At 67.3% G+C, this 21,123-nt stretch carries 18 protein-coding genes; 11 read left to right on the top strand and 7 right to left on the bottom strand.

The genetic code is table 11. The annotated features are described in order from the left end of the window. The first annotated feature begins 43 nt into the window (after window positions 1-43). Entirely contained in the window at window positions 44-2,866 is a 2,823-nt protein-coding gene (locus AADZ55_RS17535; RefSeq protein ID WP_085325719.1) for a DEAD/DEAH box helicase family protein, read from the top strand. A 9-nt stretch (window positions 2,867-2,875) separates the two neighbouring features. Here the strand turns inward: AADZ55_RS17535 and dapC are convergent, their stop codons facing one another. Further along, a complete protein-coding gene (gene dapC, locus AADZ55_RS17540) occupies window positions 2,876-3,973 on the bottom strand; it encodes a succinyldiaminopimelate transaminase (protein ID WP_085325745.1) in 1,098 nt (365 codons plus the stop codon). 26 nt (window positions 3,974-3,999) lie between these two features. Further along, window positions 4,000-4,326 carry a ferredoxin gene (gene fdxA, locus AADZ55_RS17545; RefSeq protein WP_085325718.1) on the bottom strand — a complete coding sequence of 109 codons (327 nt, stop codon included), beginning with the start codon at window positions 4,324-4,326 and terminating at the stop codon, window positions 4,000-4,002. 214 nt (window positions 4,327-4,540) lie between these two features. On the opposite strand from fdxA, the gene AADZ55_RS17550 reads away from it, so the two are divergent. The 3 genes from AADZ55_RS17550 (at window position 4,541) to AADZ55_RS17560 (ending at window position 7,676) form a co-directional block, all read left to right on the top strand. Then, a complete protein-coding gene (locus AADZ55_RS17550) occupies window positions 4,541-5,110 on the top strand; it encodes a PadR family transcriptional regulator (RefSeq protein WP_085325717.1) in 570 nt (189 codons plus the stop codon). Further along, the gene (locus AADZ55_RS17555) at window positions 5,107-7,143 is read left to right on the top strand and encodes an NADPH-dependent 2,4-dienoyl-CoA reductase (RefSeq protein ID WP_085325716.1); all 2,037 of its coding nucleotides are present in this window, start codon (window positions 5,107-5,109) and stop codon (window positions 7,141-7,143) included. The genes AADZ55_RS17550 and AADZ55_RS17555 overlap by 4 nt, the downstream gene beginning before the upstream one ends. Before the next feature lie 200 nt (window positions 7,144-7,343). Beyond that, a complete protein-coding gene (locus tag AADZ55_RS17560; protein ID WP_085325715.1) occupies window positions 7,344-7,676 on the top strand; it encodes a hemophore-related protein in 333 nt (110 codons plus the stop codon). 28 nt (window positions 7,677-7,704) lie between these two features. Here the strand turns inward: AADZ55_RS17560 and AADZ55_RS17565 are convergent, their stop codons facing one another. After that, window positions 7,705-10,287: a bifunctional FO biosynthesis protein CofGH gene (locus AADZ55_RS17565; RefSeq protein ID WP_085325744.1), complete on the bottom strand. Its 2,583-nt coding sequence runs from the start codon at window positions 10,285-10,287 to the stop codon at window positions 7,705-7,707. Between the two features lie 251 nt (window positions 10,288-10,538). Here AADZ55_RS17565 and AADZ55_RS17570 point away from each other — a divergent pair, with 251 nt between their 5' ends. Then, a complete protein-coding gene (locus AADZ55_RS17570; RefSeq protein ID WP_085325714.1) occupies window positions 10,539-11,465 on the top strand; it encodes a PE family protein in 927 nt (308 codons plus the stop codon). Window positions 11,466-11,481: 16 nt separating this feature from the next. On the opposite strand, the gene AADZ55_RS17575 is transcribed toward AADZ55_RS17570, so the two are convergent. Both AADZ55_RS17575 and mshB read right to left on the bottom strand, forming a co-directional pair. Then, a complete protein-coding gene (locus AADZ55_RS17575) occupies window positions 11,482-11,937 on the bottom strand; it encodes a hypothetical protein (RefSeq protein ID WP_085325713.1) in 456 nt (151 codons plus the stop codon). Between the two features lie 92 nt (window positions 11,938-12,029). After that, window positions 12,030-12,941: an N-acetyl-1-D-myo-inositol-2-amino-2-deoxy-alpha-D-glucopyranoside deacetylase gene (gene mshB / locus AADZ55_RS17580; RefSeq protein ID WP_085325712.1), complete on the bottom strand. Its 912-nt coding sequence runs from the start codon at window positions 12,939-12,941 to the stop codon at window positions 12,030-12,032. Window positions 12,942-13,077: 136 nt separating this feature from the next. On the opposite strand from mshB, the gene AADZ55_RS17585 reads away from it, so the two are divergent. The 6 genes from AADZ55_RS17585 (at window position 13,078) to AADZ55_RS17610 (ending at window position 17,186) form a co-directional block, all read left to right on the top strand. Then, entirely contained in the window at window positions 13,078-13,458 is a 381-nt protein-coding gene (locus tag AADZ55_RS17585; RefSeq protein WP_423202325.1) for a PE family protein, read from the top strand. 12 nt (window positions 13,459-13,470) lie between these two features. Beyond that, window positions 13,471-14,397, top strand: a complete 927-nt coding sequence (locus AADZ55_RS17590; RefSeq protein ID WP_085325711.1) for a hypothetical protein — start codon at window positions 13,471-13,473, stop codon at window positions 14,395-14,397. A gap of 77 nt (window positions 14,398-14,474) precedes the next feature. Continuing rightward, window positions 14,475-14,789, top strand: coding sequence for a hypothetical protein (locus AADZ55_RS17595; protein ID WP_242670180.1), 315 nt, complete (start codon window positions 14,475-14,477; stop codon window positions 14,787-14,789). A 256-nt stretch (window positions 14,790-15,045) separates the two neighbouring features. Then, complete coding sequence (locus tag AADZ55_RS17600) at window positions 15,046-15,348, top strand: PE family protein (protein WP_085325709.1); 303 nt, start codon at window positions 15,046-15,048, stop codon at window positions 15,346-15,348. Between the two features lie 15 nt (window positions 15,349-15,363). Beyond that, window positions 15,364-16,503 (top strand): PPE family protein, encoded by a 1,140-nt coding sequence (locus AADZ55_RS17605; RefSeq protein WP_085325708.1) that lies wholly within the window; start codon window positions 15,364-15,366, stop codon window positions 16,501-16,503. A gap of 74 nt (window positions 16,504-16,577) precedes the next feature. Then, window positions 16,578-17,186 carry a TetR/AcrR family transcriptional regulator gene (locus tag AADZ55_RS17610; RefSeq protein WP_085325707.1) on the top strand — a complete coding sequence of 203 codons (609 nt, stop codon included), beginning with the start codon at window positions 16,578-16,580 and terminating at the stop codon, window positions 17,184-17,186. Window positions 17,187-17,210: 24 nt separating this feature from the next. On the opposite strand, the gene AADZ55_RS17615 is transcribed toward AADZ55_RS17610, so the two are convergent. After that, window positions 17,211-19,118, bottom strand: coding sequence for an ABC transporter family substrate-binding protein (locus tag AADZ55_RS17615; protein WP_085325706.1), 1,908 nt, complete (start codon window positions 19,116-19,118; stop codon window positions 17,211-17,213). A gap of 113 nt (window positions 19,119-19,231) precedes the next feature. After that, window positions 19,232-21,118: a translational GTPase TypA gene (typA, locus tag AADZ55_RS17620; RefSeq protein WP_085325705.1), complete on the bottom strand. Its 1,887-nt coding sequence runs from the start codon at window positions 21,116-21,118 to the stop codon at window positions 19,232-19,234. Between the last annotated feature and the right edge of the window lie 5 nt (window positions 21,119-21,123).

The following is a 21,123-nucleotide window of genomic DNA, read 5'->3' on the forward strand; positions in this document are numbered from 1 at the left end:
ACGCTGCTTTCCCAGTCGGCAGCCATGGCTAGGGTGAGCTCCCGTGGAGCCTCGTCGAGATCTTGAGTCGCGGGGCTTCGCCGGCACCTGGCGGGCATATCAGCGGCAAGCGTTGGACGCGTTCGACGCCGATATCGCGGCCGGGGACAACCGGTGCTATCTGGTGCTGCCGCCTGGGGCGGGCAAGACGATCATCGGGCTCGAAGCGGCGCGCCGGTTGGGGCGCGCGACGTTGGTGTTGGTGCCCAACACGGCGGTGCAGACACAGTGGGCTGCGACGTGGGATAGCAGCTTTGCGTCGCCGGACCCGTCGGCGTCGCGGTGCGGAACCGAGCGTGACTTGACCTCGGCGATGAACGTGCTGACCTATCAGTCTCTGGCGGTAATCGACGCCGAAACGGATTCGACGGTCCGGCGCGCGGTCCTGCGCAGCCGCGACCAGGAAGCATTGTTGGCGCTGCTGCACCCCAACGGCAGGGCGTTGATCGACCGGGCTGCGACACAAGGCCCGTGGACGCTGGTGCTCGATGAGTGTCATCATCTGCTAGCGACGTGGGGTGCGCTGGTCAGTGCGCTGGCGTCGGTGCTCGGGCCGCAGACCGCGCTGATCGGGCTCACCGCCACCCCGGCGACGGAGCTCACCGGATGGCAGCACACCCTGCACGATGAGCTGTTCGGCACCGCCGACTTCGTGGTCCCGACACCCGCATTGGTAAAGGAAGGCGACCTCGCGCCCTATCAAGAGTTGGTCTACCTGACCGAACCGACGCCCGAGGAGCAGTCCTGGATCGCGACCCACCGGGCTCGTTTCGCCGACCTCATGCTCGCGCTCATCGACCAGCAGGTGGGCAGCATGTCGCTGGCCGCGTGGCTGCACACCCGGATCGTGGACCGATCGACGCGTGCGGGCAACCAGATCGCGTGGTCGACGTTCGAACGTGCCGAACCCGACCTCGCGTGCAGCGGGCTGCGCTTCGCCAATGACGGCCTGATTCCGCTGCCCGACGGAGCGCGCCTGCGCGAGCAGCATCGCGTTGCGCCCGATGCGCAAGATTGGGTCAATGTTTTGACCGACTTCAGCATCGGGCACCTGCAACAAAGTACGGATCCCCGCGATGCGCAGGCGCTCACCGCGATCAAACGGGTGCTGCCCGGCCTGGGCTACCGACTGACCAGTCGCGGTGTGCGCGTTGCGACCTCGCCGGTAGACCGAGTGTGCGCGTTGTCCGAGTCGAAGGTCGCCGCAACCGCGCACATCCTCGACACCGAGGACGCCGTCCTTGGATCGCGGTTGCGAGCGCTGGTGCTGTGCGACTTCGAAGCGATGACCGGCACGCTTCCGACCTCGCTGAGGGGAGCTCCCGTCAGCGAGCAGTCGGGTTCGGCCCAGCTGGTCACCGCCATGCTCGCCGTCTCCGACAGCCGGCGCAGCACGCCGCTTCACGCCTTATTGGTGACGGGTCAAACCTTCGCCTGTCCGGCCGCGGTGGCAGATGACCTGATCGCCTTCTGCGCCGAGCGCGGCGCGCTCGTCACAGCCGAGCCGTTCGACGCGCACCCCCTGCTGCGGGTGGTGCGCGGCAGCGGCGGCGGCTTCACCCCCCGAACCTGGGTCGCGCTGGCGACGACATATTTCCTGGCCGGACGCGCCCGCGTGCTGGTCGGCACCCGCGCACTGCTCGGCGAAGGATGGGACTGCGCGGCGGTCAACGTCAACATCGACCTGACCAGCGCAACCACCCACGCGGCCATCACGCAGATGCGTGGCCGCGCAATTCGCAAGGACCCCACCGACGGTGACAAGGTGGCGGACAACTGGTCGGTCTGCTGTATCACCGCAGACCACCCGCGCGGTGATGCCGACTACCTGCGCCTGGTGCGCAAACACGACGGGTACTACGCGGCAAGCCCGCAGCAGCTCATCGAATCGGGTGTGACGCATTGCGATCCGTCGCTGTCGCCCTACGGTCCACCGGTCGCCGAGGCTCACGCCATCACCGCGCGAGCGCTGCAGCGCGCCGCCGAACGAGCCCGGGCAAGGGCCTGGTGGCGAATCGGTGAGCCCTACGAAGGAATCGACGTCGCAACCATCCGCGTCCGATCGCGCCACTCGCTTGGCGTCGCCGCGCCCCGCATCCCGGCGTCGGCACTGACCCCATCCGTGCCGGGACGCCTCAGCCCCCTCCACCTGGCAAGGGGCGCACTCACCAGCCTGTCCCTGGTCAGCGCCGGCGCCGGCACCGCGTTCGCCGCGACCGGTCTCGGCCCACTGGCCGGTGCCGCCACAGCCGGCGGCATCGTCGCGGCCAGTGCGGGGCTGCTGGCAACCGCCGCCGCAGCCGAAAGCCGCCGGCTGGCCAAGGCCCCCAACGCCCTCGAACAATTGGCCGCGGTCGTCGCGGATGCGCTGTACGACGCGGGCGGCGCCCAACGAGGAGCCGATGCACTTCGTCTCACGTCCGATCCCGACGGCTGGATCCGGTGCGAACTCGCCGACGTGCCCACCGAGCAGTCGCAACGCTTCACCGGGGCCCTCGACGAGCTGCTCGCGCCACTTGCCGAACCGCGCTACCTCATCGGACGCAAGATCCTGACGCCGCCCGCGGCGCGTATCGCGCGAGGCGTGTTCGCGGCCCGCGCCGTCGTCGGGCTGCCGCTGCCCGGGGCGATAGCCTGGCATGCGGTACCGCGCTGGTTCGCGCGCAACAAGGATCGACGGCAACGGCTGGCACGGGCATGGCGACAACACATCGGCCCACCCCGGCAACTGCCGGCCGACTCGCCGGAAGGCCAAGCCATCCTCGATCTGTTCCGCGGCGACAACCCGCTCTCGGTGACCACCCAGCTCCGCACGACCTGGCGGTGAATCGGCCGCTTAGCCCAACCTCCGGACCGCGGCGGCGACCCGTTCATCGGTAGCGGTCAGCGCCACCCGCACGTGCCGGACGCCGCCCGGGCCGTAGAACTCGCCGGGCGCTACCAGGATGCCGCGCCGCGCCAACCACGCGACACTGTCCCGGCACGGCTCGCCGCGGGTGGCCCACAGATACAACCCGGCTTCCGAATGATCGACAGCAAGACCCGCGGAACGCAGCGCCGGCAACAGTGCGGCCCGCCGGCGTGCGTAGCGCTCCCGCTGCAGCTTTTCGTGGGCGTCATCATCCAGCGCGGCCACCATGGCGGCCTGCACCGGCGTCGGCACCATCATCCCGGCGTGTTTGCGCACCGCCAGCAGCTCCGCAACCAGATCCGGGTCACCGGCAACCAAGCCGGCCCGGTACCCGGCCAGCGACGAACTCTTCGACAGCGAATGCACCGCCAGCAGCCCGGTGTGGTCACCGTCGCAGACCGAGGGATGCAGCAGCGACACCGGCTCGGCATCCCAGCCCAGCCCCAGATAGCACTCGTCGGAGACCAGGAGAACGCCCCGGTCGCGGGCCCACTCGACCACCTTGCGCAGGTGGTCGACGCCGAGTACCCGTCCGGTCGGGTTACTCGGGGAATTCAGGTAGACCAGCGCCGGGGACTGCGGGCCCAACTGGGTCAGCGAATCCGCCCCCAGCACCTGCGTTCCGGCCAGCCGGGCGCCGATGTCATACGTCGGATACGCCAATTCGGGCACCACCACCAGATCCGCGCCGCCCAGGCCCAACAGCGTCGGCAACCAGGCGATGAGTTCCTTGGTGCCAATCACCGGCAGCACGGCCGCCTCGGTCAGCCCGGTGATGCCGTAGCGGCGGGCCAGGGCCGCCACCGCGGACTCCCGCAGCCGCGCGGTGCCCGCGGTTGCGGGATAGCCCGGCGCGGCACTGGCCGCCGCCAGCGCCTCTTGGATCAGCGGCGCGACCGGGTCAACGGGAGTGCCGACCGACAGGTCGACGAGGCCGTCCGGATGGGCCGCGGCCAGCGCTTTCGCCTCGGCCAGGGTGTCCCACGGGAAGACGGGCAGGGACGCCGATACGAGCCGGCCCATCCCCAGCTCCTTCAGCACCGGCCCACTCAGTCGCCTTCGCCTTGCGGCGGCAGATCCTTGACCACTTGCGGGTCGTTCTCGGTCATGCCGACCTTGGCCGCACCGCCCGGCGATCCCAGCTCGTCGAAGAAATCGGCGTTGATCTGGGTGTAGTGGCCCCACTGGTCGGGCACGTCGTCTTCGTAGTAAATCGCTTCGACGGGGCAAACCGGCTCGCAGGCCCCACAGTCGACGCATTCGTCGGGATGGATGTACAACATCCGGGCACCCTCGTAGATGCAGTCGACCGGGCACTCCTCAATGCATGCCTTGTCCTTGATGTCGACGCAAGGTTCGGCGATCGTGTACGTCACGGACGTCTCCTCAAGGTGTCCTCCAGGTACTGCTCGAGTGTGGGCTGGCGTTTGCCTCGTCAAGGCTTCTTCCGGGCCCCCTCGTAGGCAAAACGTTCGGTTACTGATACTAGACGTTGCACATACACGTAGACCACTTGGCACATCCGTCAATACACGCCAGTCTTATGCACCTAGTTGCATAACGGTCTGGGTTGCCGTCTATGCTGCCCGGATGGCGCTACGCCACGCGATCTTGGTGTCGCTGTGCGAACAGGCCGGCTCGGGTTACGAGTTGGCGCGCCGATTCGATCGCTCCATCGGTTATTTCTGGACCGCGACCCATCAGCAGATCTACCGGACCCTGCGGGTGATGGAGGACAACGGCTGGGTGCACGCGACAACCGTGGCCCAACAAGGCCGACCCGATAAGAGGGTGTACGCGGTCTCCGCGTGCGGCCGGGCCGAGTTGGCCCGCTGGATCGCCGAACCGCTGAGTTCGACCAGACCCGGCCGGGGCAGTGCACTCACCGACAGCGCCACCCGTGACATCGCCGTCAAGCTGCGGGGTGCGGGGTACTCAGACATTGTCTCGGTGCGTACCCAAGTCGCTGCGCTGCGCGCCGAGCGCGTCGAATCGCTGGACACCTACCGCGGAATCGAGAAGCGCACCTTCCCCGATCCGTCGGCGCTCCATGGCGCCGCACTCCATCAATACCTCGTGCTGCGCGGCGGCATCCGAGCCGAAGAGAACGCGATCGACTGGCTCGACGAGGTAGCTGACGCACTTCAGGAGAAAACATGACCAGTGGTCCATACCCAAATCTGCTGTCCCCGTTGGACCTTGGGTTCACCACGCTGCGCAACCGGGTCATCATGGGTTCGATGCACACCGGGCTGGAAGACCGGGCACGCCATATCGATCAGCTCTCCGACTACTTCGCCGAACGTGCCCGCGGCGGTGTCGGGCTGATCATCACCGGCGGCTACGCGCCCAACCGGACCGGTTGGCTGCTGCCGTTCGCCTCCGAACTCGTCTCCTCGACCGAAGCCCGACGCCACCTCCGCATCACCAGGGCGGTCCACGACTCAGGCGCCAAGATCCTGCTACAGATTTTGCACGCCGGACGCTATGCATACCACCCACTTTCGGTCAGCGCATCGTCAATCAAGGCGCCGATCACCCCATTTCGGCCACGAGCACTATCGTCTCGCGGGGTCAAAGCAACCATCTCGGACTTCGTCCGCTGCGCCCAACTGGCCCGTGATGCCGGCTACGACGGGGTCGAAATCATGGGCAGCGAAGGGTATCTGCTCAATCAGTTCCTGGCGCCGCGCACCAACAAGCGCACCGACCGCTGGGGCGGCACACCGGCCAACCGCCGCCGATTCCCGGTCGAGATCGTGCGACGCACCCGCGCCGCCGTGGGAGCCGACTTCATCATCTGCTACCGGATGTCGATGGCCGACTACGTCGAGGACGGCCAAAGCTGGGACGAAATCGTAGCGCTGGCAACCGAAGTGGAAGCAGCGGGCGCAACCATAATTAACTCCGGCTTCGGGTGGCACGAGGCCCGGGTGCCGACGATCGTCACCTCGGTACCCAACGGTGCGTTCGTCGACATCAGCAGCGCCGTCGCCGAACACGTCAATATCCCGGTGGTGGCATCCAACCGGATAAATATGCCGCAGGCCGCCGAACGGATTTTGGCCGAAACCCAGGTGCGGCTGATATCGATGGCCCGGCCGATGCTGAGCGACCCGGAATGGGTGCTCAAGGCGCAGGCCGACCGGGTTGACGAGATCAACACCTGCATCTCCTGCAATCAGGCCTGCCTGGACCACGCATTTGTCAGGAAAACGGTGTCGTGTCTGCTCAATCCACGCGCCGGGCGCGAGGCGCGGTTGGTGCTGTCCCCGACGCGGCGGGCCCGCTCGGTGGCCGTCGTCGGTGCCGGACCCGCCGGGCTGTCCACGGCGGTCAACGCCGCCCAACGGGGGCACCGGGTCACCCTGTTCGAGGCCAACGATTTCATCGGCGGCCAGTTCGACATGGCCCGGCGCATTCCCGGCAAAGAGGAATTCAGCGAGACCATCCGGTATTTCTCGACGATGCTGGCCAAGCACGACGTCGAGGTGCGACTGGGCACTCGGGTGACCGCCCACGATTTGACCGGGTACGACGCGGTCGTGTTGGCCACCGGCGTGGTGCCGCGCATTCCGGCCATCCCCGGCATCGACCATCCCATGGTGTTGACCTACGCCGAGGCGATCTCCGGTGTCAGGCCGCTCGGGCGAACCGTGGCCGTCGTCGGAGCCGGGGGCATCGGGTTCGACGTCACCGAACTCCTGGTCACCGAATCCTCACCCACCCATGAACCGCAAGGCCTAAAAGAATGGAAAGCCGAGTGGGGCGTCGCCGATCCGCAAGAGTCCCGCGGCGCCTTGACCACTCCCCTGCCGGCGCCGCCCGCCCGGGAGGTGTACCTCCTGCAGCGCACCAAGGGCCCGCAGGGCAAGCGGCTCGGTAAGACCACCGGATGGGTCCACCGGGCGTCGTTGAAGGCCAAAGGGGTCCATCAGCTGTCCGGGGTGAACTACGAGCGGATCAGCGACGACGGCCTGCATATCAGCTTCGGCCCGGACCGGCAGCGGCCACAGCTGCTGGCGGTGGACAACGTGGTGATCTGCGCCGGCCAGGAGCCGGTGCGGGATCTGGAGGGGGAATTGCGGCACCGTGGCATCGACCCGCACATCATCGGTGGTGCCGCCCTCGCCGCCGAGCTCGACGCCAAGCGCGCAATCCAACAAGGCACCGAACTTGCGGCCAGGCTTTAGACTCATTTGACGGAACGTAAAACAACGCCGTTTTATGCGGCTGACCTGCAGATTGTTACGGCGGGACAGCGTCGTCCGATAACCTGTTTGATACAAGCAAGCCCACGGCGCCTGGTAACCTCGATCACAGACGACAACCGCTGGGCAGATGTCGTCGCCGTCTTTTTCGGCGGTGCAATAGTTGGGGAAGGTGTCCATAAATGAGGCTGTCGTTGACCGCGTTGAGCGCCGGTGTTGGCGCCGTGGCATTGTCGTTGACCGTGGGGGCCGGGGTCGCATCTGCAAGTCCGCTGGATGCGGTGATTAACACCACCTGCAACTACGGCCAGGTGATAGCAGCGCTCAACGCGCAAGATCCTGGAGCTGCGGCCCAGTTCAACTCCTCGCCAATGGCGCAGACTTACTTGCGCAATTTCCTCGCCGCGCCGCCACCTCAGCGCGCGCAGATGGCCGCACAATTGCAGATCGTGCCGGGCGCTGCCCAGTACATGGGCCTCGTCGAGTCGGTTGCCGGCTCCTGCAGCAACTACTGAGCCTGGCCCGCGCGCGACTTCTATTCCGTTAGGCGGCCAACGGAGCGTACGTGGTGGTGCGCTGGCGCGCGGGGCGGCCTATGCCCGCCGCGATGGCGATCAGCTCGGCGACGGTTTTGGCCGACCCGTGTTCCGAACCGGCCATCCGTGAGATGGTCTCCTCCATCAGCGTGCCGCCCAGGTCGTTGGCGCCGCCGACCAGCATCACCTGCGTGCGCGCAACGCCCAGCTTCACCCAGCTGGTCTGAATGTGCGAGATGCGGCCGTGCAACATGATTCGCGCCAGGGCGTGCACGGCCCGGTTGTCGCGATGGCTTGGCCCGGGGCGCGCCGCGCCGGCCAGGTATAGCGGCGAACTCTGGTGCACGAACGGCAACGGCACGAACTCGGTGAAGCCGCCGGTACGGTCCTGGATGTCGCGCAACACGTTGAGATGGGCGACCCAATGCCGCGGGCTGTCGACGTGGCCATACATCATGGTCGACGAGGATCGCAGGCCGACCTCATGAGCGGTGGTCACGATCTCCACCCATAGCGACGTCGGCAACTTGCCCTTGGTGAGCACCCAGCGCACTTCGTCGTCCAGGATCTCGGCGGCCGTTCCGGGGATGGTGTCCAGCCCCGCCTCGCGCAGGCCGAGCAGCCACTCGCGAATGCTCAGCCCGCTCTTGGTCACACCGTTGGCGATCTCCATCGGGGAAAACGCGTGCACGTGCATGGCTGGCACCCGGGCCTTGATGGCACGGACCAGGTCGGCGTAGCCCGTCACCGGCAGCTCGGGGTCGATACCGCCCTGCATGCACACCTCGGTGGCACCGGCCAGGTGGGCCTCCCACGCACGGTCGGCGACATCAGCGGTTGACAGCGAGTACGCGTCGGCATCGCCCTTGCGTTGGGCGAACGCGCAGAATCGGCAACCGGTGTAGCAGATGTTGGTGAAGTTGATGTTGCGGTTGACCACGAAGGTCACGTCATCGCCGACGGCATCGCGGCGCAACGAATCCGCTAGTGCCGTCACGGCTTCCAGCGCGGGACCGTCGGCGGTGGCCAACGCCAGGTACTCGTCGTCGGTGCAGCCGCCGGGGGCACGTTCCGCCGATCGCAGGGCGGCAAGCACATCGGTGTCGATGCGTTCCGGAGCGCGGGCAGCCAGTTCGTGCACCTGCGAACGGATCGAATCCCAGTCGCCAAAGGCGCTGTCGACGTCGCTTCGAGCGTCGCCGCTGCGACCCTCGACGTCGATCGCCGCGTTGAGGTCCACCCTGCCGCCGGACGCCAGGTCGTCGGGCTCCTGCCACGGTATGCCCACCGGGTTGACATCGCGCGCGAAGCCGGTCGCCGGATCGGCCAACGCCACAACATGTCCTCGCACGCGCGGGTCGATCCACGCGGCGCCTGCCTGCACATATTTGGGTTGCGCAGTCAGCCGCTGCACCAGGTCGTAGCCGGCCTCCGCGGTGACGGCGGCCAGCTCATCCAGAGCCGGCCAGGGCCGCTCGGGGTTGACATGGTCGGGTGTCAGCGGTGAAACGCCGCCCCAGTCGTCGACACCCGCGGCGACCAGCGAAAGGCATTCGTCGCGCGACACCAGGTTCGGCGGCGCCTGAATGCGGATGCCCGGGCCGAGCACCAGCCGCGCAACCGCTACCGTCGCCAGGTAGTCCTGGATCCCGGCGTCGGGCACGGCCGCCATCGCGGTGTGTTGCTTGGCCCGGAAGTTCTGCACGATTACTTCTTGAATGTGCCCGAATTCCTTGTGCAACTTGCGAATCGCGTGCAACGTGTCGGCGCGTTCGGCCAGTGTCTCCCCGATGCCGACCAGCAGCCCGGTGGTGAACGGGATGGAGAGCCGGCCCGCATCGGTCAGGGCACGCAGCCGCACCGCCGGGTCCTTGTCGGGGCTGCCGTAGTGCGCGAGCCCCCTTGTTTCGAACAACCGCCGTGACGTCGTCTCGAGCATCATGCCCATCGACGGCGCCACCGGCTTGAGCCGCGACATCTCCGACCATGTCATGACGCCGGGGTTCAAGTGCGGCAGCAGCCCGGTCTCCTCCAGCACCCGGATCGCCATCGCCCGCACGTAGGATAGCGTCGCGTCGTACCCTCGCTCGGCGAGCCACTGACGCGCCTCGGGCCAGCGATCTTCGGGACGGTCGCCAAGCGTGAATAGCGCTTCCTTGCAACCGAGTTCGGCGCCGCGGCGGGCAACGTCCAGAATCTGGTCGGCTTCCAGGTACATGCCGGCGCCCTGGGCGCGCAGCTTGCCCGGCACGGTGACGAAGGTGCAGTAGTGGCAATTGTCCCGGCACAAATGGGTGACCGGGATGAACACCTTGCGCGAATAGCTGATCGGCAGCCGGCCGCCCGGCCCGTAACGACCCGCCGAGGCCAGACCCGCGTCACGAACCCGCGCGGCGCTTACACATAGGTCGGTCAGATCGTCACCGCGTGCGGTCATCGCCACGGCCGCCTCATCCACGTTCAGCGCCACGCCGTCGCGGGCCCGCCGCAGCACCCGCCGCAGCGCCGAAGCATCGGCCCGCGGGGCGACCGCAGCCGACACGACGGGACTCGGCAGAGCGGTCGGCTCCCGACCCGGAGTCAGCGGCACGTTGGTGTAACTTCCCCGCGATCTGATTTCATCCCCGCCCCCCACCAGGTGAGACTCCGGCCAACCTTGGCGCCATACGCGCAACAGTAGCGCCAGACCAAGCTGGCCACGCGGTCGACCATCCTGCGCCAACGGCTGGATAGCCGTACACAGCGGTTCACCGCAGATCGCGATACCATCCTGGGGAGACTATCCAGTCCGAACAAGGCCGAGTGATAGCCCCCGTGTTGTGAACCTGGGAGAGGTACGAGATGTCGTTTCTGCTTACGGCGCCGGAGGCGCTGGCGGCGGCGGCTGCGGACTTGTCCGGTATCGGTTCGACCCTCAACGTCGCCAATGCGGTAGCGGCGGTTCCCACCACCGGGGTCCTGGCTGCCGCCGCAGATGGGGTTTCGGCGCAGGTCGCCGCGCTGTTCTCCGCGCACGCTCAGGGGTATCAGCAGCTCAGCCGGCAGATGATGGCGGCATTCCAGGATCAGTTCGTGCTGGCTCTGCGGGCGGGTGCGAACTCGTATGCGGCCGCCGAGGCCAGCGCCGCGCAGACCATGAACGCCGTGAATGCGCCCGCCAAAGCGTTGCTGGGGCACCCACTGATGGGCGGCGGCACCTCGACCGGCGGCATGGTTGCCAACGCCCTGGGCCGGGTCCAAAGCATGTTCCTGGGCACCGGCGGCTCGAGTGCGCTCGGCGGCAACGCGGCGACCAATGCCCTCGCCACCGGTGCGCTGCAGCTATCACCCACCGGTGGAGCCGGCGGGCTGTCCGCCGCCAGCGCGCTGCTACCGCGCGCCGGCACGGCCGCCGCCGCGGCACTACCGGCCCTGGCCTTGGGGTCGATCGGCAACGAGATAAAGTATCTCTACAACGCCCTCGAACCGTGGGTCCAGTACGGCTTCAACCTCACTGCATGGGCGGTGGGTTGGCTGCCCTATGTCGGAATCTTGGCGCCGCAGATCAACTTCTTCTATTTCCTCGGTGAGCCCATCGTGCAGTCCGTCCTGTTCAATACGATCGACTTCTTGGACGGAACAGTCACTTTCAGTCAGGCGCTGAACAACATCGGGACGGCCACCACGGCGTCGATCAACCAATTCATCAACACCGAGATCAACTGGATACGTGGCTTCCTGCCACCGTTCCCGCCGGTCAGCCCGCCGGGATTCCCATCTTTGCCGTAGCGCGGGCCCGTCCGGATTAGACCCGGCGCCGCCAAAGCACCCACGCCGGTGGCCCGACGCCCGCCGCAATGAAAACCGGCGCACCGTAGGCCAGCAGGCCCTGGCCGCCCAGAATGACGTCGTCGCCGGGGCCGCCGAAGCTCAGTACTGCCACCGTCAATAGCCAGGTCCACAGGGGCAGCGCGGCCACCCGCGCCGATGTGGTCCATCGCCCGGCCGCCCAAACCAGCGCGGCGTTGACCACTCCGCTGATCAAGGCGCTGACCGGAAATGGCACCGAGCCGATATACCAGGGCATCAAAAGGGCCCCGGCAAGTGCGGACAGGACCCCGTCGACAGCTAACAGGGCCAAGACCACCAAACGGATTGCAGGATCTGTCGAGCCGGTCTCGGCACCGGACTCGACGCGCGGCCTGGTTTCGGTCAGGTTGGGACGCTGTCGATCTGCGACAGTATCGATCCGATGACCCACTGCAGGCTGTCGAGTCGGTCCTGCCAATGCTGCAGATTAGGGTCCAGGTCGGGATCCATCCGAGTTCCTTCCGTGGCTGCCTGCTTGGCAGCCTACGTGCCGGACCAACTGAAGCCCAGTCCGGCGAGCAGATCTGTTTCCCAGCCACGCCCATCGCGCTCGCCCGCGGAGCCGGCGGCCAGCACGTAGTGCTCGTCGGCCAGGATGGGCAGGGCCAGGTTGTTCGACAGGGCGCAGGCCCGGCCGGTCGGCCCAACCACAACTTGGGTGGCATGCGCAGCCAGGGCCGCAACCTTGGCGCCGCGCGCCTGCTCGTCGGCCTCGACGACGGCGTCGATGCGTTCGTCGGAGTACCCGAACGCAATCTCCTCCGCCCGCGGCAGCACCCATTCGGGTCGAAGATCGTCGGGGGTCAGGGCCCGCGCGCCGGAAACGAACGCGCTCAGACCGAAGACCGTCCAGTAGAACTTCGGCACCGGCCACGGGTTACCGGGGTAGTCGACGGTGCCGGAGGCCATACCCGCAGCGGCCACCGCGGCGGTGGTAATGGTGTGGGTGCGCACGTGATCGGGATGGCCGTAACCGCCATCGGGGTCATAGGTCACCACGACATGCGGCCGCAGCTGGCGAATGGTCGCGACCAGCGTCCCGACCGTCTCCCGTTGGTCGGCATCGATGAATCTGCGCTGATTCCGCTGGTCAGTGCCGGCCATTCCGGAGTCACGCCAACGACCGGCGCCGCCCAGGTAGATGGGCCCGGCAACCCCCAACGCGTGCAATGCCGCGGTGAGCTCACCAATGCGGTAGCCACCGAGTTGGTCCGCATGATCGACGGCGAGTTGAGCCCAGCGGTCACCGATGACCTCGCCCTCCTCACCCAACGTGCACGTGACGACATGAACCTGTGCGCCGCGGGCGCTGTAATGGGCGATGGTGGCGCCGTTGCTGAGGCTCTCGTCGTCCGGGTGGGCGTGAACAAACAGCAGCCGCGGCGTCTCAGCCATGGCCGCACCCTACCGGCGCCGCTGCCACCCGCGGGGGGCGGCGCCGGGCGGGCAAAAAATTCCTCGGCGCAATAGCTACCTTTTCGCGACCAAAGCCGCTACGGTCAACACCGGATAGTGAACGACTACGTCTACAATGGGGTCGGCAATCGTCGCTGCCCCCGCCAGACGTCGAAATTGTTCGGCGCCCAAACCGGTTCGTGGAAGGAGATTCACGCGTGTCGTTCGTCACCACACCGCCCGAGATGTTGACGGCATCGGCCAGCAAGCTGCAGGGATCGGCGCGGCCATGAGCGCCAATGACGCCTCCGCGGCGCCGGATACCACCGGAGCCGTTCCCGCCGCCGATGAGATGTCGACGCTCACCGCCGCGTTGTTCGCCGCGCACGGCGAACTGTATGTGGAGGTCAACGCCTGGGCCCGTACGATCCATGACGTTTTTGTCTCCACACTGCAAGCCGGTGCGAGCGCGCTTGCGGCAACTGAGTCCGTCAACGCCACCATCGCCGACACGTAGCGCGACGAAGCAATGCCGCCACCCCTGATCGCGGCCAACCGTGCGTTGTTGTTGGCGCTCATCGCCGAGGATGAACACGACGCTGGCATGGCGCGAGACTCCGTCAGCACCAACGCATTTGGCTACTCAATCCAGCCACTCGCCAACCATACGCCGGAGGACGGTGCAATGCGGCTACCATCCCTGCCCTCGACGAGACGCTCATCACCGGCGAATCCGAAGCGCATCGTCCGCAGCGAACACCTCCGATCGGCGTCACTAGATCCCAACCAGCGCTACGCGCTGGTGGATCTTCTCTACGGTGTCTACAGCGAGACCTGCTACGGCCACACGCGCGACGAGTTCGCGGCGATGGTGTTCAGTGCCGGCGCTGGCCGCTTCGCGCTGTTCTACGATGCGGATCTCGAGTTCGCGGGCTTCTCCTATGCCGCCTTCGAATACCTGGAACACGACGGACGCAGGTACGCACTGCTAAACGCGGGCGTGTTCTTCCGGCCCGGATATCACGGCGGCACGCTCACCGGGCTCTTCGAGCTGCGCCAGGCCCTGCGGTTCAAGCTTCGCCACCCGCGCACCCCGCTGGTCTATGTGACCCGCTGCTCATCGCCGGCGGCCTACCGCCTGCTCGCCACGGTGCCGCGGATCTATCCGAGTCACAAGTTCGCGACGCCGGCCGACATCGACGCCCTGGCGCGCGCGGCCAGCGCTCAGCGACGCTACGTCCCGGTCGGCGAGGACCCCTGGATCGTGCGCTCGAACGCCATACCGTATGACGCCTCGCAGCTGCGCCTCCTCGACCACGATCCCGACGCACGGTTCTTTGCCAAGCTCACCCCTGCCTACGCCGAGGGGGAAGCGCTGCTGATCTGGCTGCCCCTTGACCTGGCTAACATCGCCGGCGGATTCGTTGGCCTGCTGCGCAGGCGGTTGGCCCGATAAGCACACCTACTACGCAGGGGGCACGCACCGCGTTAGTCGCACTGGCCGGGGGCGTAGCTCGCGGCGGCTGGGCCGCGTTGACCCACGGGCACTTGGGCGCGGAGGTGGCGCTGCGCGTGGGCTGCACGCAGGCAGCGGTGAGCGCGTCGACGACGCTGGTGCTGGCACTGGTGCTGGAACGACTGTTCCGCATGCCGTCGGATCCCGTGCGCGGCTTCTGGTTGGCCACCGTGGGGACGTCAATGCTGGCGACGTTGTGGCTGATTGTGGGCCACGCGCTCACCGGCACGCCGCACATCGCCGCGGCCTTCGCCCCGTCGGTGATCGTGGGTAGCACATTCAGCTTCGGCTACGCCCGCACCCTGCTGGCGCGCACCCGGCGAGGCAGCTGACATCGCGCTCAACGAGGGCGCCGGCCCTTGCCGCGGGCGCGCCGCTGCCACCCGCGAAGGGCGGCGCCGGGCGCGGCAAAAATATTTTCTCGGCAAATCGCTACCGTTTCGTGACCAAAGCCGCTATGGTGAAGATCACATAGTGAACGAGCCCGTCTACAACGCTGTGCCGGAACCGTAGCTCGTCGCTGTCCCCCGCCAGACGTTCGAAATTGCTCGACGCCTAACCACCTGGTTTTTGGAAGGAGATTTACGCGTGTCGTTCGTCACCACACAGCCCGAGATGTTGACGGCATCGGCCAGCAAGCTGCAGGGGATCGGCGCGGCCATGAGCGCCAATGACGCCTCCGCGGCGCCGGCTACCACCGGAGTGGTTCCCGCCGCTGCCGATGAGGTCTCGACGCTCACCGCCGCGTTGTTCGCCGCGCACGGCGAGCTGTATCTGGAAGTCAGCGCCCGGGCCCGCGCGATCCATGACTTTTTTGTCTCCACACTGCAAACCAGTGCGCGCTCGTATGCGGCAACCGAAACCGCCAACGCCACCATCGCCGGCGCGTAGAGAGGCTGAGCGACAATGGATTTCGCAGCGTTACCACCGGAGGTCAACTCCGGCAGAATGTACACCGGTGCGGGAGTCGGATCATGGCTGACCGCGGCCGCAGCCTGGGACAAGGTGGCCGAAGGCCTATACGCTGCGGCAAGTTCTTACGATTCCGAGATCACCGGGCTGACGTTCGGGTGGCTGGGGCCGTCGTCGCTGTTGATGGCGGCCGCCGCCGCGCCCTATCTGGCCTGGATCACCGCGACCGCTAGCCTAGCCGAGTTCGTCGCTACCAAGGCCAAGCTGGTGGCAGCCGCCTTCGAAATGGCCTTCGCGAAGACGGTGCCGCCTCCCCTGATCGTGGCCAACCGAGCGTTGTTGTTGGCGCTCATCGCGACCAACTTTTTCGGACAGAACACTCCAGCGATCGCGATTACCGAAGCCCACTACACCGAAATGTGGGTGCAGGATGCCGAAGCGATGTACGAGTATGCCGCCACCGCGTCAGCCGCATCACAACTGACGCCGTTCGCACCCCCGGCGCCGACGACCAACCCCAGCGGGCGGGCCGGCCAGCTCGCGGCGGTGGCGCAGGCTGTGGGCAAGGCCACCGTTACGCACGCCGCGGCGCGACCGTTGACGTCCCTCCACGAACTCATCGGTTCGGTGTCCGAGACGCTGCGGCTGGTCGCATCGCCCACGACGGGCAATCTGCCTGCGAGGCTGCAGGCGCTGCTGTCGGCGTTGCAGAAGGCTTCCTACCCCATGATGGCCATTCGAATCGCAACGGTACCCGTGGAATATGCACTGGCCATGATGGAGGGCTCCAACATGGGCCAGATGATGCAACGCTTCGCGTTGAGCAAGCTGCCGGCGCTGCTGCGCCTCGGCGCGCTGCGCGCCCCCTTGGAGGCGCTACACAACGCCGTTAGCCCGGTGTCGGCAGCTATCGGAAGAGCGGGCTCGATCGGGGGATTGTCGGTACCCCCTAGCTGGGTTGCGGACAAAGCGATCACCCCGTTGGCGAAAACTCTCCCGGTATCCGCGGCGGGGGGGCCCTCGGGAACCTCTTGGTCCCAACTGACGATGGCGGGCCTAGCCGGAGGTGCCGTGGGGGCCCTTGCGTCAAGGACCCGCTCATCCGTAGTACCTCGCTCACCCGCCGCCGGCTAGCACAACGGCCTCAGCTGAGGGCTCGGCGGCCCGACCGCAGCGAACGGAAAGCCCGTGTTGGCTACTATCGCAGCATGACGGTGAGCGCACCCTCGAAAACCAACCGATACCGGCGGCGAGGCGAGGTGCTGGAGCGTGCGCTATACGAGGCGACGCTGGCCGAGTTGAGGGCCGTCGGGTACGCCGGGCTGACCATGGAAGGGATCGCGGCGCGCGCCCAAACCGGCAAAGCCGCGTTGTATCGGCGCTGGGCCGACAAACGTGAACTGGCTTTGGCCGCGGTGCAATACGCCGTCCCGCCGGTGCCCGAACCGCGCGCTGACCGATCGGCGCGGGAGAATCTCCTGGCGGTGTTTACCGCCAACTGCGAAATCCTGGCCGGCAGAACCGCCCTCCCCAGCATGGAGATCGTCGGCCAGCTCCTGCACGAGCCCGAATTGCGCGCTATCTTCGTCAACTCCGTGTGGGCCCCGCGGCTGCGAATCGTCGAATCAATCCTGCAGGCCGGCGTACGCTCCGGCGAAATCGACCCCGCGATTCTCACGCCCATGACCGCGCGCATTGGGCCCGCCCTGCTGCATCAGCATGTGTTGTTCACCGGATCGCCGCCCGACCGCGAGCAACTCAGCCGCATCGTCGATGCCATGATCCTGCCGCACGTGAAAGCCAGCAGACCCAACTGACGATTCCGGCCGCGTGACCAGCGGCTATCGCCCGATCTTGATCCATTGGCCGGCGTCGGCGACGATGCCGACGGGTACCGCACCGGACAGGCTGACGTTCTGCACGCTCGGGCCGGCCGCGACGATCGTGGTGTCCTGCAAAATCGGCAACACCGTCGACATGTTCCACAGTCGCGGTTCGACCGCGGTGATCACGTCGTTGATGTTCTTGGTGCCGTTGAGGGCGGCATCGATGTTCGACTGGATGCTGCGGTCGCAGATGCCGGTGAGGTTCGAAGGCGCTTTCACCAGCGCACCAGGGTCGGGTGGGCGGCGCGGGGCCGTCGGCGTCGGCGTGGCAGTGTCGGGCGCGGCGGACGGCGTCGAGCCAGCGGGTCCAGAGGGTGCCGTCGTCGGCGCATTGGCGGCCGGGACCGTCGTCACCTGTAGTGCGGGGCAACCGTAACGAGAGGCCAACAGGGTCGCCAGGTTTCCGCCGGCCTGCCGCCAGCCCACGATGGCGTCCACCCGATTGTCGTTCAGCGCCTCGCGATAAAGCGTCGGCGGGTCCAGCGCCAACACAGTCGCGGCGATACCGACGTTGCGCAACTGGTCGGCGGCCGTGTTGGCGACGGCCACCGCGGTCGGGTCATTGGCGGCCACCCCGATGACCAGCGACAGTTGCTTGCCGTCCTTGCTGATCCGGCCGCGGATGACTTCCGGCGGCCCGGTGCTCACCGGCGTGGTCGTCGAATCGGGGCCCGCCGGCGCAGGCGATGCAAATGTGTTGCTCTCGACCTGGAATCCCGAGGCCTCCAACAGGCCCAGCGCTGTCGTGGTGCTCATCGCGGGAGGTGCGGTGGGTACGTAACCCGGGTCGCTCGGCGACCGGATCTGCGCTTGGTCCAGGGTGACGGTGTTGTCGGTGCCGGCGCCCACGGCGGCGAGCAGATCCACGTCAAGCAACCCCAAAATCGCCTTGCGAACCTGGTTGTCGGCCAGTTTGGGTACGTTTGCGCGCAACGTGAACTGCATGACTCGAGGGGTGACTATCCGGGCGGTCCGCACGTCGGGGATGGCCGACAACTGGGCGAATGCCGCCGAGCCGCCATGTACCTGAGCCACCTGGGTGTCCCCGTTACGTACCGAATCGGCCAGCGCGGCCGGCGCCCCGGCCCGGCGGAAGAGAATGAGGGCCGGTTTGGCCGGTGGCCCCCAGTAACGGTCGTTGCGGGCGATCAGGATTTCGTCGCGCTGCGGGTCGATGTTCTCCAGCCGGAACTGTCCACCCGTGACCGGCAAGGCCCGGGCCAGGCCGGCCGCGAAGCCGCCCGGGATGTCCTTCACGATGTGCGCCGGCAGGATGTTGCTGAACAACTCACGCCACGCGGGGTACGGCTGCGCGAAGGTGACGACCGCCTGCTTACCGCCTTCGAGTGACTGGACACTGGTGATCAGGTCGTATCCGGCCGGGTCGACGACGCCAGGCTGGGTGGCCATCTGCTGCCACAGGTACCAGAAGTCGTCGGCCGCGATCGGGGCGTTGTCCGTCCACTGCGCCTCCGGCCGGATCTTGTAGGTCACCGTGAACGGGCGTTCGTTGGTCACGTCGGCGGAAACCAACAGGGTCGGGTCCATCTCCCAGCGCGAACCGGTCGGCGTGTCGGGATCGGGAACCGGCCGGAACGCACTGGGCAACACCAGCGCGCTGATTGCCGCGTTCACCGGAGACAGGTCGGACAGCAGATGCGGGTTGAACCCGGGGCCGATCCAGTCGATGCCCATGATGATCTGGGTGGGACGCTGCGGCGGGGGCGGGGTGCTGCGCGGCGTATCGGTGCTCTGCGGCGCCGGCGGCGGGCTGACGGTACACCCCGACAACACCAGACCCAGCAGCGAGACCACGATGCCGATCGTCATGCAGACCTGGCGGGCTCGTTGCAGCACGAGCATCAGGGTAGCGAGCGCCTGACCGCCTCCGCGCCCCGCGAGCGTAACGCCGCTGCGCAAAACCGGGCCGGATCTCGCTGCACCGTTACGCTCGTGCGGTGTGGGCGGCACCTAGGCTAGCCCCGGGCCTTGGCGCGCGCCCGGCTGCGAGCCCGGGCGGTGCCAGCCAGCTCGACCTTGCGGACCCGCACGATCTCCGGAGTGACCTCGACGCATTCGTCGGGCGCGCAGAACTCCATCGCGCGCTCGAGATCGAGTTCGAGCGGCTTGGCCAGCGTCTCGATTACATCCGCGGTCGACGACCGCATGTTGGTCAGCTTCTTCTCCCGGGTGACGTTGATATCGAGATCCTCCGGACGGGGGTTGATCCCGACAACCATGCCCTCGTAGGTCTCCTGGCCGGGCTCGACGAAGAATTGGCCCCGGTCGGAGAGTTGGAGCAGCGCGAACGGCGTGATCGTGCCGGACCGGTCGGATACCAGGGACCCGGTGTGCCGGGCCCGGATCTCCCCCGCCCACGGCCGGTAGCCGTCGAACACGGCGTTGGCGATGCCGGTGCCGCGGGTGAGGGTGAGGAAGTCGGTGCGGAAGCCGATCAGGCCGCGGCTGGGCACGACGAAATCCATCCGGACCCAGCCGGCGGCATGGTTGGTCATCTCCTCCATGCGGCCCTTGCGACCGGCCATAAGTTGGGTGATGGCGCCGACGAACTCCTCGGGACAGTCGATCGTCATCGCCTCGAACGGCTCGTGGCGCTGGCCGTCGATCGTCTTGGTGACCACCTGCGGTTTGCCGACCGTGAGCTCGAAGCCCTCCCGGCGCATCGTCTCGACCAGCACGGCCAGCGCTAGCTCGCCGCGGCCCTGCACCTCCCACGCGTCGGGCCGGCCGATGTCGAGGACGCGGATCGAGACGTTGCCGACCAATTCGGTGTCCAGCCGGCTGCCGACCATGCGCGCGGTCAGCTTGTGCCCGGAAACCTTGCCGGCCAGCGGCGAGGTGTTGGTGCCGATCGTCACCGAGATGGCCGGTTCGTCGACGGTGATGCGCGGCAGAGCGTGGGCGTGGTCGGGATCCGCGAGCGTGTCGCCGATCATGATCTCGGGCAGCCCCGCTACGGCCACGATGTTGCCGGCGATCGCCTCGTCGGTGGCGCTGCGCTCGACGCCCTCGGTGGCCAGCAACTCGGTGATCTTGGCGCTGGTGATGACGGGCACCCCATCCACCTCGCGCATCCACGCCACCTGTTGACCTTTGCGCAGCTTGCCGTTGTAGATGCGGATCAGCGCCAGCCGACCCAGAAAGGCCGACGCGTCCAGGTTGGTAACCAGCGCCTGCAGCGGCGCGTCCGGGTCACCCTTCGGCGGCGGAACATGCTCCAACAGGACCTCGAACAGCGGGTCCAGGTTGGTGCCGTCGGGAACCTGGCCGTCCGGCGGCGCCGTGGTACTCACCACCCCCGCCCGCCCGGACGCGTACAGCGTTGGCAGGCCCAGCGCGTGTTCGGCGGCCGCGGCCGCCTCGTCGTCGAGGTCGCTGGCCACGTCGAGCAACAGGTCGTGGCTGGCGTGCACGACCTCGGCGATGCGCGCGTCGGGCCGGTCCGTCTTGTTGACCACCAGAATCACCGGCAGGTGCGCGGCCAACGCCTTGCGCAGCACGAACCGCGTCTGCGGCAACGGCCCCTCGGACGCGTCGACCAGGAGCAGCACCCCGTCCACCATGGACAACCCGCGCTCCACCTCACCGCCGAAGTCGGCGTGCCCCGGGGTGTCGATCACGTTTATGACGGTCACTGTCCCGTCACTGTGATGGCGGTGCACGGCGGTGTTCTTGGCCAGGATGGTGATGCCCTTTTCCCGCTCCAGGTCGCCGGTGTCCATCACCCGTTCCTGCAGCTCACCGCGTTCGTGTAGGGCGCCAGACTGCCGCAACATGGCATCGACCAGGGTGGTCTTGCCATGGTCGACGTGGGCGACGATGGCGACATTGCGGAAAGGCACGTCGG

The organism is Mycobacterium decipiens (assembly GCF_963853665.1).
In the GTDB taxonomy this organism is placed as follows: domain Bacteria; phylum Actinomycetota; class Actinomycetes; order Mycobacteriales; family Mycobacteriaceae; genus Mycobacterium; species Mycobacterium decipiens.

Bases quoted from the DNA above. Each gene is read 5' to 3' on its own strand.
- AADZ55_RS17550 (WP_085325717.1), top strand. From the start codon at position 4,541: ATGGCGCTACGCCACGCGATCTTGGTGTCGCTGTGCGAACAGGCCGGC.
- AADZ55_RS17610 (WP_085325707.1), top strand. From the start codon at position 16,578: ATGACGGTGAGCGCACCCTCGAAAACCAACCGATACCGGCGGCGAGGC.
- AADZ55_RS17590 (WP_085325711.1), top strand. From the start codon at position 13,471: ATGCCGCCACCCCTGATCGCGGCCAACCGTGCGTTGTTGTTGGCGCTC.
- AADZ55_RS17615 (WP_085325706.1), bottom strand. From the start codon at position 19,118: ATGCTCGTGCTGCAACGAGCCCGCCAGGTCTGCATGACGATCGGCATC.
- AADZ55_RS17555 (WP_085325716.1), top strand. From the start codon at position 5,107: ATGACCAGTGGTCCATACCCAAATCTGCTGTCCCCGTTGGACCTTGGG.
- AADZ55_RS17605 (WP_085325708.1), top strand. From the start codon at position 15,364: ATGGATTTCGCAGCGTTACCACCGGAGGTCAACTCCGGCAGAATGTAC.
- AADZ55_RS17560 (WP_085325715.1), top strand. From the start codon at position 7,344: ATGAGGCTGTCGTTGACCGCGTTGAGCGCCGGTGTTGGCGCCGTGGCA.
- AADZ55_RS17585 (WP_423202325.1), top strand. From the start codon at position 13,078: ATGGGGTCGGCAATCGTCGCTGCCCCCGCCAGACGTCGAAATTGTTCG.
- mshB (WP_085325712.1), bottom strand. From the start codon at position 12,941: ATGGCTGAGACGCCGCGGCTGCTGTTTGTTCACGCCCACCCGGACGAC.
- dapC (WP_085325745.1), bottom strand. From the start codon at position 3,973: ATGGGCCGGCTCGTATCGGCGTCCCTGCCCGTCTTCCCGTGGGACACC.
- AADZ55_RS17570 (WP_085325714.1), top strand. From the start codon at position 10,539: ATGTCGTTTCTGCTTACGGCGCCGGAGGCGCTGGCGGCGGCGGCTGCG.